Here is a 13938-nt window from a genome sequence, read left to right as displayed (position 1 = left end):
GGGGCTGAACTCGGAGAGCCCCGATATCAAGGTCAAACGGCGTATAACGTCGAACGTTATACGCCCTACGCTCCGGCTTGAACCGCATCATCCGCCGGCACGGACAGCTCCCTCTGGGAGAGGGCTGGGATGAGGGCAATCCAGCGCACCGGTCTCACCCCTTGCGCGGCTTCGCCCTCGCCGTCGGCTCGGCGATCAGCGGATCATCCGGCCAGTAATGCTTCGGATAGCGTCCCTTCAGGTCCTTCTTCACCTCGGCATAGGTGCTGCGCCAGAAGTTGGCCAGGTCCTGGGTCACCTGCACCGGCCGCTGCGCCGGCGACAGCAGGTGCAGCTTCACCGCCACCCGGCCATTGGCGATGCGCGGCGTGTCGGCCAGGCCGAACAGCTCCTGCAGTCGAACCGCGAGCACTGGTGGGGACTCGGTGTAGTCCAGGCGGATATTCGAGCCGGACGGCACCTGCAAGGTGCGCGGCGCCAGCTCGTCCAATCGTTGTGGCAGCGGCCAGGGCAGCACGCTGTGGAGAATCCCGGCCAGCTCCAGGTTGGCGAAGTGCGCCAGCCGCGAAACCTTGCCCAGGTACGGCAGCAGCCAGTCCTCCAGCGAGTCCAGTAGCGCGGCATCGCTGACGTCCGGCCACTCGCTCTCGCCCTTGCCCTCGATATCCAGTCGCCGCAGCAGCGCGACCCGCGCCTGCCACTGGCGCAGTTCCGGCGTCCACGGCAGCAGCTCCAGGCCCTTGCGCCGCACCAGTCCGAGCAATGCGCGGCTGCGGGCCTCCTCGTCGAGCGAGGGCAAGGCTTCCGTGGCCAGCACCAGCTCGCCGACCTTGCGCTGGCGCTCGGCCCGCAGCACGCCTTCGCGCTCGTCCCAGTCCAATTCGTCGTGGACGCTGACCTGCTCGGCCAGGATCGACTCGAACAATGCCGGCTCCAACGCCGCCGCCAGGTAGATGCGCTCCTCGCGCTGGCCCTGTCGGCTGCCCAGGTCGGCGATCACCAGCCAGGGCTCCTTCATCAGCGCGTCCGGCTCGCCGAACAACGCGGCACGGCCGTTGGCCAGGCGGTATTCGCCACCACCGGCGCGACGCTGGCGGGCGATTCGGTCCGGGTAAGCGAAGGCCAGCAGGCCGCCGAGCCAACGGGGATGATCCGGATCGCTCACCGGCTCGCGGGCCGGGCCGCGCAGGTAACCCTTGAATTGCCGGGACAGCTGCCGCACCCGCTGCACCGCACCGCGACTGGCGCGCGGGGCATTCTGCTCGCCGGCCAGCAGGGCGATGCGGTGGTGCAGGTCGGCGTCGTTGCCACGCAGGATGTCACGCTCGCTGAGCAGCGCGGCGAGATCGCAGGCCAGCGCGCCCAGCCCCAGCGCATGGCCGCGTAGCAGCAGATGGGCGATGCGCGGGTGCGCCGGCACCTCGGCCATGGCCTGGCCGTGAGGCGTCAGGCTGCCGCCACCGGCGCGGGAGGCCAGCGCGCCCAAACGCTCCAGCAGATCGAGTGCCTGGGCATAAGCGGCCGCCGGCGGCAGGTCGAGCCAGGCCAGTTCCTGCGGGGCGACGCCCCAGCGCGCCAGTTGCAGGGCCAGTCCGGCGAGATCAGCCTGGAGGATTTCCGCCGTGCCATAGGCCGGCAGTTGCTCGTGCTGGGCTTCGGACCACAGCCGGTAGCAGGCGCCCGGCTCCAGGCGCCCGGCCCGGCCGGCGCGCTGAGTGGCGGAGGCGCGGGAGATGCGCTGGGTATCCAGGCGGGTCATGCCGCTGCCCGGGTCGAAGCGCGGCACCCGCGCCAGCCCGGCGTCCACCACGACGCGCACACCGTCGATGGTCAGGCTGGTCTCGGCGATGTTGGTCGCCAGCACCACCTTGCGTTTGCCCGCCGGCGCGGGCTCGATGGCGGCGCGCTGGGCGTCGAGATCGAGCTCGCCATGCAGGGGACAGATCAGGATTTCCGGGCGACCGGCCAGCGCCTCGCCCAGTTGCTCGGCCACCCGGCGAATCTCCGCCTGGCCGGGCAGGAACACCAGCAGGCTGCCGCTCTCGTCGGCCAGCGCCTGCTGTACCGTCTGCACCACGCGCGGTTCGATGAATTCGCCGGCCTGCCAAGGCCGGCCCCAGCGGATATCCACCGGGAACATGCGGCCCTCGCTGCGCACCACCGGCGCGTCATCGAGCAATGCGGACAACCGCTCGCCTTCGAGCGTGGCGGACATCACCAGCACCTTCAGCGCCTGCTCGTCGCGCAGCAGTGCGCGGCCGTTGAGGGTCAGCGCCAGGGCCAGATCCGCGTCGAGGCTGCGTTCGTGGAATTCGTCGAAGATCACCAGGCCGACGCCGTCCAGCGCCGGGTCGTCCTGCAGGCGACGGGCGAGGATGCCTTCGGTGACCACTTCAATGCGCGTCTTCGGGCCGACCCTGCTGTCGAGGCGGATACGGTAGCCAACGGTTTCGCCGACCTTCTCGCCCAGCTCGGCGGCCAGGCGCTCGGCGGCGGCGCGGGCGGCCAGGCGGCGCGGCTCCAGCATCAGGATCGACTGCCCGGCCAGCCATGGCTCATCGAGCAGCGCCAGCGGCACGCGGGTGGTCTTGCCCGCGCCGGGTGGCGCTTCCAGCACCACCTCGTGGCGCGCGGCCAGTGCCTGGCGCAACTCGGGGAGGACGCTGTCGATGGGAAGGGCGTTCATGCCGGCTCCTGATTCAAGCTTTCACGGTGCGGTAACCCGGCTGACGCGGGGGCCGGCGATTATACCGGGCGAACCGCAAGGTCGACTTGGCAGTCTTAGAAGCAACGAGCCCGCCACAGCGTGCGAATCCACCAGCAATGGCCATGGGCTCGTTGATATAGTTATTCGCATCATCCTCCCGGAGGTTCTCCATGCGTCTCGCCACCCGTGTGTCCTGCGCGGTTCTTTGCGCCACCCTGTTCAGTCAGCTGACGGCCTGCGGCACCCTGTTCTACCCCGATCGCCGCGGCCAGATCGACGGTCGTGTCGACCCGGCCATCGTCGCCTTCGACGCCATCGGTCTGTTGTTCTACATCATCCCGGGCCTGATCGCCTTCGGCGTAGACTTCGCTACCGGCGCCATCTACCTGCCCGATGCCAAGTACTCGGTCGCGCCGGAAAAGCTCAAGGATGCAGTGAGTGAAGACGGCACCGTGGACAAGGCTAAACTCAAGGCGATCCTAGAGCGTGAAACCGGCCGCAGCCTGCCCCTGGACGACCCGCGTCTGATCCAGCGCAGCGGCAGCCTCCAACAACTCGCCAGCCTGGGTCTGCACCCGGAGGCCTGATATGCACGGCGCTCTCGCTTCACACCTTCGTCAACTCCTGGCGTACCACCAGTGGGCCTACGACCGCATCCTGGAGGCCGTCGAGCCTCTGGACGAGGCGGCCTATCGCGCGCCGCGCGGGCTGTTCTTCAACAGCCTGCACGGCACCCTCAACCATCTGGCGGTGGTCGATCGCATCTGGTTCGCCCGTGTGCAGCGAGAGCCCTGGCAGTTCGAGCGGCTGGATGCCGAGGCGGCCCCTGACCGCGATGGCCTCGCAGTATTCCTCAAGGAGGGCGTCGACGCCTGGCGGCTGTGGCTCGACAAGCAGACCGACGCCACCCTCGGCAGCTCGCTGGACTACCGCAACATGGCCGGCCAGGCGCACCGCCAGAGCCTGGCCAACATCGTCCAGCACCTGGTCAACCACGGCACCCACCACCGAGGCCAGATGAGCGCGGCGCTGACCGCCATCGGCCAGAAGGCGCCGCTGCTGGATTACATCTACTTCCTACCCAACCGCATGGACACATGATCACCCACGCCAGCCACTCCCAACTGCTGCGGCTGGCGACCTTCGCGTCGCTCGGCGTGGCCATCACCCTGGTGGTGGCCAAGGCCATCGCCTGGTGGTTCAGCGGCTCGGTCAGCCTGCTCGCCGGCCTGACCGACTCGCTGCTCGACGGTGCAGCCTCCTTCCTCAACCTGCTGGCGGTGCACTACGCCATCCGCCCGGCTGACGACGATCACCGCTACGGCCACGGCAAGGCCGAGTCCCTCTCGGGGCTGGCCCAGGCACTGTTCATCGCGGTGAGCGCGGTGCTGGTCGGCACCCAGGCCATCGACCGCCTGCAGCATCCGCAACCGGTGGAATCGGCCGGCTGGGGCATCGCGGTGATGCTGCTGTCCCTGGCGCTCACCGCTGCCCTGCTGGCGGTGCAGGGGTACGTGGTGAAGATCACCGGCTCCAACGCCATTCGCGCCGACTCACTGCACTACCGCTCGGACCTGCTGCTCAACAGCAGCATCCTGGTCGCCCTGCTGCTGGCGCAATTCGGCTGGCAGCAGATGGACGCGATCTTCGGCCTGGGCATTGCCCTGTACATCCTCTGGAGCTCCTTCCAGATCGCCCGCGAATCCGTTGCCGTGCTGATGGACGAGGAGCTGCCGCCGGACGTCAGCACGCGGATGCTCGAACTGGTGCGCGAAGTGCCCGGCGTGCTCGGCGCCCACGACCTGCGCACGCGGATTTCCGGCACCCACTGGTTCGTCCAGTTGCATCTGGAACTGCCCGGCGAGCTGACCCTGTCCAAGGCGCATCAGCTGTGCGACGAGGCGGTGCTGGCGATCCACAAGGAATTCCCGCGAGCCGAGGTGCTGGTGCACGCCGACCCGCAGGAAGTGGTGGGCAAAGAGACCATCAGTTGATGCTGTAGCCGCGTCCGCTCAGGCAGGCGCCCAGGGCGCGGCGGTAGTTGTCGGCGACATAGGCCGGCGGCGCGTAGGTCGCCGAGGCCGGGTCGAAGCCGCTCTGGCTGGCGGCCCACTGGTGGCATTCGTAGCGGTCGCGATTCTGCTGTTCCGGCCCCTGGCCATACAGCGGGTAGGCGATCACGTCGTAGGACGACTGCGCCACCAGCGGCTGCTCCATCGGCGGCGCCACCACCTCGTACTCCTGCGAACCGGCCTGCCACAGGTAATAGGTCCCCGCCACCAGGAAGTAGCCGATGCTGCCGATCCAGACCTGCTCGGCGTACGACGGCAGATAGCGCACCCGCACTCCATAAGGCGGCGTTACCACCACGTAGCGCGAACCATAGGGGCGATACCAGTAGCCGTCACCGAAGAAGTAATCGGACCCGCGATAAGGCACCCGGTAATGCCCCGCCGGCACGCTGTTCACCACGTAGCCCGGACGCCAGTACGAGGGATGCGGCCCCCAGTTGCCATGGGACGGCGGCGGGCGCCCCTGCCAGCCACCGGGCGGTGGACGCGAGCCTCCCTGCCAGCCCGGTCGATCGGAATGATCGTCCTGCCATTGGGTGGTGCCAGCGCCGATGGGACGGCCTTTCCACTGGTCGTTTCCGCTCGGCGGGCGAATCCCTGGATTGGCGTTATTGACGGGCGGACGTCCAGACCATTGCCCACCGTTGTTGCCCGGTGGGTTGCCATGCCAGTCATGATCGCCCCCTGGATTACCCTGCCAATGCCCGCCGTTGTTGACGGGGGGACGCCCCTGCCACTGGCCGTTGCCATTCCACTGGGGGTGGCCCTGCCACTGGCCGTTGCCGTTACCTTGCGGGCGGCCCTGCCATTGCCCGCCGGAGCTCTCCGGCGGCCGCTGCTGCCAATTGCCCATGGGCCGGCCCGGTCCCTCATGGGACATGGGCGTGCGCCCGCCTCCGGAATTGTTGCCCTGGCCGGCGGCAGGCCGCCCCTGGGACTGACCGGAGAGGTCCGGCGGCTCGGCTGCCAACGCCTGGGCAGCAATGGCCAGGGAGAGCATGGCAACCCCGGCGAACGGCCAGATGCCCGACTTCATGGAACCCTCACTTCGGCCTCGGCCGAAAACAGTGATGCGACAATGCCATAGACCACGGCACAGACCGCGTATTGCAAGGCGCTGAGTAAAGTCAGGGTAAAGATGGCAGAGAAATCGCGGGCAAGAAAAAAGGGAGGCTCGTCAGCCTCCCTTTCGGAATCTCGTCCTGCTCGTCGCTGTTGGCGCCGGCTCACCTCGCTCCGCCTTCTGGGCAGTGCGTAGCCCGGTGGCCGGCGCGATCCTGTTGGGTCGGCGGGCCGCGAAGCGCCTGATTGGGCGGATCGCAGGGGACGTGATGTCCGGGCTGTGAATCTGGAAGAAATACTACGGCGACAGAGCGGGGAAATGATTGCTAAGATTGCTCATAAAGGCACTAGCCGAGCAATAAATAGCTAAAAATTACGCCACAAGCGCAATTGAATAGATATACGAGGCTTTCATGGACAAGCTGGACCGCTACGACCTGCGCATTCTTGCCGAACTGCAACGCGACGCGCGCATCTCCAACCAGGAGCTCGCCGAACGCATCGGCCTGTCGCCCTCCCCCTGCTCGCGGCGGGTCAAACAGCTGGAAGACGACGGCTACATCGTCCGCCAGGTCGCCCTGCTCGACAGCAAGAAGCTCGGCCTGAGCCTCACCGCCTTCGTCCTGATCGGCATGGACCGCCACACCCCGGAGCGCTTCGAGCACTTCCAGCAGATCATCGGCAAATGCCCGGAAGTGCTGGAATGCAGCCTGGTGACCGGGATGGACGCGGACTACCAGCTCAAGGTGATGGTGCCAGACATGGAACGCTACCAGCACTTCCTGCTCGGCACATTGACCCGCATCGAAGGGGTGACCAGCGTGCGATCGAGCTTCGTGCTACGCAATGTGTTGGCCAGTACCGAGTTGCCGTTGGATCACTTGCGGGTTTGATCGCAGAGTTGACGTTCTTCGTAGGAGCGAGCTTGCTCGCGAACCGAGCCTGGCTGGTGCCTTATCGCCTGCCTCACCTCCGCTCGCAGGCATGGCCCGCGAGGCCCTCGATTCCTGCTCGGCGTTTCTGCGCCGCTTCGGCGCGCGCTGGGATTTCTTGTTTCGCCCCCTCGGGCGAGTCACTTTCTCAAACTACGGATGGCCGCCCCACAGAAAGTAACCAAAGGTCTTTGCCCCATCATCCGGGTCCCGCTTCGCGGGACTGATTCGCTTCGCTCACCCTTCGGGCCAGCCTTCGGCTGTTACTTCGCTTCGCTCCGTTTCCCTCGTTCCATCGAAGTTTCAGGGGCACGAACTAGGCGTCCCCCTTGACGGGCCATCCATGGCCCAACGACGCTCTCGCGGCATCCATGCCGCTCAACCCCTGAAACTCCGATCCCACTCGGCCTCCTGAAGGGGCGCTCCGGCGTGTGCGGATATTTCTCTGGAAATCCTCAAGGGCGAAACCAGAACAAAGGGCGAGCTGGGCTCCCGTAGGAGCGGACCTTGTCCGCGAAATCCATCGCTAAGGAATCCAACCCCACAGGTGGATGCCGATGCATGGCGCCTACGTAGAAGCGGACTCTGTCCGCGATTCGGCCGCAAACCCGGCGCCAGCCCCTTCGCGAGCAAGCTCGCTCCTACAACCTCCGCCTCCCCTGCGACACAGCACCGCACCCCGCGTCCCGCAAGACCAATCCATTACCGGAAATTTCCCCGCCAGCCGCGCCGCAGCGGGAATTTTCGGGGCGTTCCCCCCCTCCCACAGCAAGAACTGATCAATTTCTGAACACCCCTGATCATCAAACAACCAGATGCGTATAATGCGCGCCTTCTCCACCACCACCCTCAGCCCCGGCGTCCCTCGGACAACCTCCGCACCGGGCAGGAGCAGCAATGAACGAAAGTTTCGAAGACTGGATGATGTACGGCCTGGTCACCGGCCTGATCCTGTTCATGGCCTTCATCGTCTGGGATCTGGCGAAGAAGTCCAAAGCCGGCCGCATGGGCACCATGGTGCTGTTCTTCGCCCTGGGCCTGGGTGTACTGGGTTTCCTGATCAAGTCCGTCGTCGTCGCGGGGCTCGAAGGCGGCTTCTGACGCCCGCTCCCGCGCCCGCCCCGGTCGTCAGAGATCGGGGCTGACTTCCCGCCACTGCCCCGGCTGCAGGCCGTCCAGGCTCCACGGCCCGATCCGCACGCGCACCAGACGCAGGGTTGGCAGGCCAACGGCCGCCGTCATCCGCCGCACCTGGCGGTTGCGGCCCTCGCGGATCACCAGTTCCAGCCAGGCCGTGGGCACCGACTTGCGGAACCGTACCGGCGGGTTGCGCTCCCACAGCTGCGGCGCCTCCAGCCGCCGCGCTTCGGCCGGCAAGGTCGGGCCGTCGTTGAGTTGCACGCCCTTGCGCAGTTGTTCGAGCTGCTCGTCGCTCGGCTCCCCTTCCACCTGTACCCAGTAGGTCTTCGGTAGCTTGTGCTTGGGATCGGCAATGCGCGCCTGCAGGCGGCCGTCGTTGGTCAGCAGCAACAGGCCTTCGCTGTCGCGGTCCAGCCGTCCGGCGGGATAGACGCCCGGTACCTCGACGAAATCCTTCAGGGTCGCCCGGCCCTCGCTATCGTTGAATTGAGTCAGCACGTCGAACGGCTTGTTCAGCAGGATCAGCCGTGGCTGTGCCGGCGGCGCCTTGGCCACGCGGCGCGGCGCAGGACGGGGAGCGGAACGACGGGAAACTGGACGAGGCGGACGGGGCATGGTGAAAAGACTGGTAACCGGAGATGGGGGTGAAGCGATTGCCCGGCATGCTAGGTTGTGCCGAGCCCTCCCTGCAAGAGCACGCCCATGAGCCACCCCACCTGGCTGATCACCTTGCGCAATCTCAGCGGCCGCCTCGGCGCCCGTTACCGTGGCCCGCAAACCGCGAACTTCGACGGCCAACGCTTCCACAACCTCGACCGCCAGCCGCACCACGGCCTGCGCGCCTTCCTCAAATGGCAGCGCGAGCGTGGACGACAGACGCCCTGGATCGACCAGCCGGGCCCGGCCACGCGGCCGGACGTACAGGCCCAGGTCAGCGGCGAGGAATTGCGCGTCACCTACATCAACCATGCCACCCTGCTGATCCAGCATCGTGGGCTGAACATTCTCACCGACCCGTTGTGGTGCGAACGCACCAGCCCGTTCAGCTTCATCGGTCCGCGCCGCCATCACCCGCCGGGACTGGCGCTGGACGAACTGCCGCCGATCAACCTGATCCTGGTCAGCCACAACCACTACGATCACCTGGACATCGGCAGCCTGCGCGAACTGGCGCGGCGCTTCCCGGAGGCAAAGGTGGTAACCGGCCTGGGCAACGGCGAATTGATCCGCGCCTGCGGCTTCAATGACGTGTCGGAGCTGAACTGGTGGCAAAGCCTGCCGCTGCCCGAAGGCATGCTGCTCACCGGCGTGCCCGCGCAGCACTGGTCGGCGCGCTCGCGGCGCGACACCAACCGCACCCTGTGGCTGGGCTTCGTGCTGGAATCGCCGGACGGCCCGGTGCTGTTCCCCGGCGATACCGGCCTGGGCGAGGAGTTCAAGCTGATGCACCAGCGCTTCGGCCCGATGCGCTTTGCCGCCCTGCCCATCGGCGCCTACGAGCCGCGCTGGTTCATGCGCCACCACCACATGAACCCGGATGACGCCGTGCAGGCGCACCAGCAGCTCGACTCGCAGTGCAGCATGGCCATCCACTTCGGCACCTTCCGCCTGAGCGACGAAGGGCAGTTCACGCCGGTCAGCGACCTGGCTCGGGCGCTGGAGCAGCACGGCGTTGCGACCGAGCGCTTCCGGGCGCCCAAGCCGGGGGACCAGTGGCACATAGCACCGCTGCCGTGGGTGACATTGTAGGAGCGAGCTTGCTCGCGAACCGCACAACGCCGCAGCCGCCGGCAAGTTCGTTCGCGAGCAAGCTCGCTCCTACAAAGAGCCGCCTCAGCTCTCGCGCACCCGCTTGCTGCAACAGCTGCGATAGCGTTTGCCGCTGTTGCACGGACACGGTTTGTCACCCCGGCCGCCCAACTCCAGCCAGCTTTCCAGACGCAGGCGCATGCCCTCGCGGATTTCCCGCTGCTCGTCGTCGAGCGGGTTGCGCGCCAGTTCGCGGCAGAGCCAGAGGTAGTCCTCCAGCAACTCGTCGCGTTCCAGGGCGTGGAACTGCTCGGCCAGCGGCACACCTTCGTAGCGGCGTTTCGGATCGGGCAGGAAGGCGATCGCCCCACCACCGGGCAGCACGTTCCACAGCCGTCCCTGGGCATCGCGCCAGCAGGCACTGAAGCGGGCGCGCAGGGCCAGGCCCGGCCACTCTTCCAGGCACCAGCCGTCGACGCGCTCGCCACCGAGACCTTCCACCGCCTTGCCCACCGAGAACCAGGGCTCGCCGGCCAGGCTTTCCGGCAGCGGCAATGGCGCGGCGACTTCCGGGGTGCCGCCTTCCACCAGCCGGCGGGCGAATCGGCGCAAAGGATTGGTGAGGTGCGAGGGGGCGCGGAAGGACATGGGGTCACCAGCAGAAAGGGTCGGCGAAGGTCCGACCGAAGGGCCGCGCCACGGTTCCCAATGGCGCGCGAGGCGAGAATTCTAGGCGCGCCCCGAAACTCGTCAACGCACGCCGATCAATAGTTGCGAGTGGACACGGGTTGCGCATCCACACCCAACTCGCGCAGCAGATCATCCAGCAGCGACGAGGCGCCAAAACGCAGGTGCTCCGGGGTGATCCAGGCAGCGCCGAAGCGTTCCTCCACCAGCGTCCGGTAACGCTGCGCATCGGCCAGGGTGCGCAGGCCGCCGGAAACCTTCAGGCCCACCTTGCCACCGGCTTCCCCGATGCATTCGAGCATCACCCGTACGGATTCCGGCGTAGCGTTCACCGCCGCCTTGCCCGTGCTGGTCTTGAGGAAGTCGGCGCCGCCGGCGATGGCCTCGCGGCAGGCCGTGCGGATCAGCTCCGGATCGGCGAGCTCGCCGGTTTCGAGGATCACCTTGAGCCGATGATAAGGGCCGCACAGCGTCTTGCAGGCACGAATCAGCTCCACCGCACCGGAGGGGCCGCCCGCCATGAGCCGGCGCCACGGGTAGACCAGATCGATCTCGTCGGCGCCTTCGGCCAGCGTCCTGCGCACCTCCTCCACCACGTCGGCCAGGGACGCGCTGCCGGCGGGGAAGTTGCACACGCTGGCAACTTTCACACCGCGTCCGCCCAGGGTGTTGAGCGTGCGCCGCGCGATGTGCGCCAGCTTCGGCCAGACGCACACCGCCGCCACTTCGCCATAGGGCGTCAGCGCCCGGCGGCAGAGGTCGACGGTGCTTTGCAGGTCATCGCCATCGTTCAGCGAGGTCAGGTCCAGCAGGGCGAGCACTCGGCCCGCCGGTGTCTTGCGAGGATCGGTCATCGGCAGCCACCTCCTGCGGCTGGCGGCGGGGCAAGCGGTGCCCCGCCGCGCTTTGGGATCAGCGGAACGGCGGCTCGTCGAAGCTGCGCAGCTTGCGCGAGTGCAGCGAGTTGAGCTGGGTACGCAGCAGGTCGACGGCGGCGATGCCGATGGACAGGTGCTGGCTTACCGCGCGCTGGTAGAAGGCCGTGGCGGCGCCGGGCAGCTTGATCTCGCTGTGCAGCGGCTTGTCCGAGACGCACAGCAGCGTGCCGTAGGGCACCCGCAGGCGGTAACCCTGGGCGGCGATGGTGCCGCTCTCCATGTCCACGGCGATGGCCCGCGCAAGGTTGATCAGCGGGCGCTCCTGGGCCCAGTGCAGCTCCCAGTTGCGGTCGTCGTAAGTCAGCACGGTGCCGGTGCGCAGGCGGCGCTTGAGCTGGTCGCCGCGCTCGCCGGTCACCAGGGCGGCAGCTTCCTGCAGCGCCAACTGCACCTCGGCCAACGCCGGGATCGGGATGTGCGGCGGCAACACCCGGTCGAGGATGCCGTCGCGGCGCATGTAGGCGTGGGCCAGCACGTAGTCGCCGATGGTCTGCGACTGCCGCAGGCCGCCGCAGTGGCCGACCATCAACCAGCAATGCGGACGCAGCACGGCCAGGTGGTCAGTGATGTTCTTCGCGTTGGACGGGCCGACGCCGATGTTCACCAGGGTCACGCCGTCGCCATCCTCGGCGATCAGGTGATAGGCCGGCATCTGGAAGCGGTGCCATTCGACACCTGCGACTATGGCATTGGCCTCGCCCTCGTCCATGCCGCGTTCGATGATCACGTTGCCCGGCAACACCATGCGCACGAAACGCGGATCGTCGCGCAGCCGCTCCAGCCCCAGGTGGATGAACTGGTCGACGTAGCGGTGGTAGTTGGTCAGCAGGATCCACGGCTGCACGTGGCGCCAGTCGCTACCGGTGTAGTGCACCAGGCGGCGCAGGGAGAAATCAGTACGCGCGGCGTGGAACAGCGCCAGCGGCATCGGGTCGGCGCCCTCCCACTCGTAGAGGCCGTCGGCGATGCCATCGGAGGTGGCGGACAGGTCCGTGCTGGGGAACACCCGCGCCAGCTCCGCGGCGGTCACCCCGGAGCCGCCCAGTTCGTCGCCCTGCTCCACCACGTACGGGTAAGGAATGTTCTGGTCGCTGACGCCGACCTCCACCCGCACGGTGAAGTCTTCCATCAGCGGACGCAGCTGCTCCAGCAGGTATTTGCGAAAGGCCTTGGGCTGGGTGATGGTCACCGCGTAGGTGCCGGGCACCTGGACCTTGGCGTAGGCGCGGGTGGTGGAAGGCACCTCGCCCTGACACAGGTAGATCACCCGCAACTCCGGGTAACGGAACAGGCTGCGCTGCTCGGCGTCAGGCACCACGCGCTCCTTCAGGTAGCGCTTGAGCGCCTGGTTCAGGGCGCCGGTGGCCCGCTCGTGCAGCACGGCCAGTTGGTCGACGGCCTCTTCGGCGGTCTGGGCGACGAAGAGCTCGTCGCCAGTCGAAAGACTCATGGTGGGCATCCTGTCTGAACGATCAGCTCCATCTTGCCTGCTTCCGTCACGGAAAGGGATGACAGATTTCGTACCGGCAGGATGAGCGGAAAGGTTGAATAAACCTTATGACAGAATCCGCGCCTGCAAGTGCGGATGACAGCGCCAATGAACCGGTGCCTGTTCCGTTTTCGCATATCGCGTGACGGGGCGTCCCAAGCTGCCGGCGGTGCCTTGTTTGCCCAGGCGCCCTCGGTAGATTGGCCGGCGCTGCGGTCAATCCCGCAGCCGGGTTTGACGGCCCGATCATTTGGGCGCGCTTGCGTCTAGCGACGCATGTGAAGCTGGCGAACAGAATGGAACGACCCGCTCTGGGTCCGCTACACCAATGTGCCGCAACTACTGCAGCCCAAGCACGACAAACGCTCACTAACCGGCTGGTGGCGCTCGTTACGTTGGCGCCTGTCGATTCCGTAGAGCGCATAACCTGGAACTGGTTATCCGCCGGAACCCTCCCGACAGATAGCCGCTAGCGCGTTATGCGCCCGACGAAACGGGAGAAAGCTCTCAGGCGTGCTGCTCGATGTACTCGCTCAGCGCCCGGCGGGTCAGATCGTTCAGTGTGATGTTCTGCTGGATAGCCGCGATGCTGGCCGCCATATGCAGTTCATGCCCTACGCGAACATTGAAAGATCCCTTGCAGGGAATCTCAGGCTCTACGCCCGTTGCAGCACAGTCGGCCAGGTAATCATCGACCGCAGCGCGGAACGCGCCGGCCAGCTCGGCGACCGTCTCGCCCTCGTAATTGACCAGGGCCCGGATGAACAGCAGCTTGCCGAACAGGCAGTTGTCCTCGGGGCTGGCCTCGATGGACCCGTAATAGCCTCGGTGCTGTAGCAGGTTGTTCATCGAATCAGTCCTCCGCTTTTCAGATGTTCGATCACCTGGCGCCTGGCATAGGCCTTCAATTCATTGCCGGGATGGGGTTTGTGCAGGTTGATCATTGCTCGCGGGTCGCCATTATCGAATTTGACCCGACTGCCATCGCCCTCGAGCTTCCGATTGCCAAGCCCGTGGAGCAACACCACCAGTTCCTGCCAGGTAAGCACGGACTGCTTGTTCAATAGCTTTGCCAGCAGCTTCTCATGCTGAGACATACCCCCTCCCAGCTGCAACTAATTTTAGTTGCAGTTATAAACCAAGGCAATCTCACTGCTGAGCT

General features: G+C 66.6%; 14 protein-coding genes. 6 read left to right on the top strand and 8 right to left on the bottom strand.

Translation table 11 applies throughout. The features are described 5' to 3' along the window. Positions 1-154: 154 nt before the first annotated feature. Positions 155-2686 carry an ATP-dependent helicase HrpB gene (gene hrpB, locus SD196_RS03765; protein WP_343575311.1) on the bottom strand — a complete coding sequence of 844 codons (2532 nt, stop codon included), beginning with the start codon at positions 2684-2686 and terminating at the stop codon, positions 155-157. Between the two features lie 191 nt (positions 2687-2877). Between hrpB and SD196_RS03760 the strand changes: the two genes are divergently transcribed. Genes SD196_RS03760 through SD196_RS03750 form a run of 3 tightly spaced genes read left to right on the top strand, consistent with a single transcriptional unit; the run spans position 2878 to position 4701 of the window. After that, complete coding sequence (locus tag SD196_RS03760) at positions 2878-3294, top strand: polyribonucleotide nucleotidyltransferase (protein WP_275610092.1); 417 nt, start codon at positions 2878-2880, stop codon at positions 3292-3294. Between the two features lies 1 nt (position 3295). Next, positions 3296-3808 (top strand): DinB family protein, encoded by a 513-nt coding sequence (locus tag SD196_RS03755; protein ID WP_343575314.1) that lies wholly within the window; start codon positions 3296-3298, stop codon positions 3806-3808. Beyond that, positions 3805-4701, top strand: a complete 897-nt coding sequence (locus tag SD196_RS03750; protein ID WP_275610090.1) for a cation diffusion facilitator family transporter — start codon at positions 3805-3807, stop codon at positions 4699-4701. The genes SD196_RS03755 and SD196_RS03750 overlap by 4 nt, the downstream gene beginning before the upstream one ends. On the opposite strand, the gene SD196_RS03745 is transcribed toward SD196_RS03750, so the two are convergent. Then, positions 4694-5815, bottom strand: coding sequence for a DUF6515 family protein (locus tag SD196_RS03745; protein ID WP_343575317.1), 1122 nt, complete (start codon positions 5813-5815; stop codon positions 4694-4696). The two genes, SD196_RS03750 and SD196_RS03745, sit on opposite strands and share 8 nt — an antisense overlap. 439 nt (positions 5816-6254) lie before the next feature. On the opposite strand from SD196_RS03745, the gene SD196_RS03740 reads away from it, so the two are divergent. Further along, a complete protein-coding gene (locus SD196_RS03740; RefSeq protein ID WP_152220126.1) occupies positions 6255-6734 on the top strand; it encodes an Lrp/AsnC family transcriptional regulator in 480 nt (159 codons plus the stop codon). A gap of 936 nt (positions 6735-7670) precedes the next feature. After that, positions 7671-7874 (top strand): DUF2788 domain-containing protein, encoded by a 204-nt coding sequence (locus SD196_RS03735; RefSeq protein ID WP_015475469.1) that lies wholly within the window; start codon positions 7671-7673, stop codon positions 7872-7874. A 27-nt stretch (positions 7875-7901) separates the two neighbouring features. Here the strand turns inward: SD196_RS03735 and SD196_RS03730 are convergent, their stop codons facing one another. Further along, positions 7902-8468, bottom strand: a complete 567-nt coding sequence (locus SD196_RS03730) for a pseudouridine synthase (RefSeq protein ID WP_343575616.1) — start codon at positions 8466-8468, stop codon at positions 7902-7904. A 147-nt stretch (positions 8469-8615) separates the two neighbouring features. Between SD196_RS03730 and SD196_RS03725 the strand changes: the two genes are divergently transcribed. Next, positions 8616-9662 (top strand): MBL fold metallo-hydrolase, encoded by a 1047-nt coding sequence (locus SD196_RS03725; protein ID WP_343575325.1) that lies wholly within the window; start codon positions 8616-8618, stop codon positions 9660-9662. An 84-nt stretch (positions 9663-9746) separates the two neighbouring features. Here the strand turns inward: SD196_RS03725 and SD196_RS03720 are convergent, their stop codons facing one another. From SD196_RS03720 to SD196_RS03700, 5 genes are all read right to left on the bottom strand, one after another. Continuing rightward, positions 9747-10310 carry a hypothetical protein gene (locus tag SD196_RS03720; protein WP_275610087.1) on the bottom strand — a complete coding sequence of 188 codons (564 nt, stop codon included), beginning with the start codon at positions 10308-10310 and terminating at the stop codon, positions 9747-9749. Between the two features lie 116 nt (positions 10311-10426). Next, the gene (gene deoC / locus SD196_RS03715; RefSeq protein WP_343575328.1) at positions 10427-11203 is read right to left on the bottom strand and encodes a deoxyribose-phosphate aldolase; all 777 of its coding nucleotides are present in this window, start codon (positions 11201-11203) and stop codon (positions 10427-10429) included. Positions 11204-11261: 58 nt separating this feature from the next. Then, positions 11262-12746: an AMP nucleosidase gene (amn, locus tag SD196_RS03710; RefSeq protein WP_370600657.1), complete on the bottom strand. Its 1485-nt coding sequence runs from the start codon at positions 12744-12746 to the stop codon at positions 11262-11264. A 537-nt stretch (positions 12747-13283) separates the two neighbouring features. Further along, positions 13284-13625, bottom strand: coding sequence for a type II toxin-antitoxin system HicB family antitoxin (locus SD196_RS03705; RefSeq protein ID WP_275610084.1), 342 nt, complete (start codon positions 13623-13625; stop codon positions 13284-13286). After that, entirely contained in the window at positions 13622-13873 is a 252-nt protein-coding gene (locus tag SD196_RS03700; protein ID WP_416311071.1) for a type II toxin-antitoxin system HicA family toxin, read from the bottom strand. The genes SD196_RS03705 and SD196_RS03700 overlap by 4 nt, the downstream gene beginning before the upstream one ends. Positions 13874-13938 lie beyond the last annotated feature (65 nt).

Source organism: Pseudomonas macauensis (assembly GCF_047902425.1).
In the GTDB taxonomy this organism is placed as follows: domain Bacteria; phylum Pseudomonadota; class Gammaproteobacteria; order Pseudomonadales; family Pseudomonadaceae; genus Pseudomonas.
Note: the sequence above shows the minus strand (reverse complement) of the source record. Positions and strands in the feature narration are given on the sequence as shown.

Coding starts and splice junctions, on each gene's coding strand:
- hrpB (WP_343575311.1), bottom strand. CDS start 2,686: ATGAACGCCCTTCCCATCGACAGCGTCCTCCCCGAGTTGCGCCAGGCA.
- SD196_RS03760 (WP_275610092.1), top strand. CDS start 2,878: ATGCGTCTCGCCACCCGTGTGTCCTGCGCGGTTCTTTGCGCCACCCTG.
- SD196_RS03755 (WP_343575314.1), top strand. CDS start 3,296: ATGCACGGCGCTCTCGCTTCACACCTTCGTCAACTCCTGGCGTACCAC.
- SD196_RS03750 (WP_275610090.1), top strand. CDS start 3,805: ATGATCACCCACGCCAGCCACTCCCAACTGCTGCGGCTGGCGACCTTC.
- SD196_RS03745 (WP_343575317.1), bottom strand. CDS start 5,815: ATGAAGTCGGGCATCTGGCCGTTCGCCGGGGTTGCCATGCTCTCCCTG.
- SD196_RS03740 (WP_152220126.1), top strand. CDS start 6,255: ATGGACAAGCTGGACCGCTACGACCTGCGCATTCTTGCCGAACTGCAA.
- SD196_RS03735 (WP_015475469.1), top strand. CDS start 7,671: ATGAACGAAAGTTTCGAAGACTGGATGATGTACGGCCTGGTCACCGGC.
- SD196_RS03725 (WP_343575325.1), top strand. CDS start 8,616: ATGAGCCACCCCACCTGGCTGATCACCTTGCGCAATCTCAGCGGCCGC.
- SD196_RS03720 (WP_275610087.1), bottom strand. CDS start 10,310: ATGTCCTTCCGCGCCCCCTCGCACCTCACCAATCCTTTGCGCCGATTC.
- deoC (WP_343575328.1), bottom strand. CDS start 11,203: ATGACCGATCCTCGCAAGACACCGGCGGGCCGAGTGCTCGCCCTGCTG.
- amn (WP_370600657.1), bottom strand. CDS start 12,746: ATGCCCACCATGAGTCTTTCGACTGGCGACGAGCTCTTCGTCGCCCAG.
- SD196_RS03705 (WP_275610084.1), bottom strand. CDS start 13,625: ATGAACAACCTGCTACAGCACCGAGGCTATTACGGGTCCATCGAGGCC.
- SD196_RS03700 (WP_416311071.1), bottom strand. CDS start 13,873: ATGTCTCAGCATGAGAAGCTGCTGGCAAAGCTATTGAACAAGCAGTCC.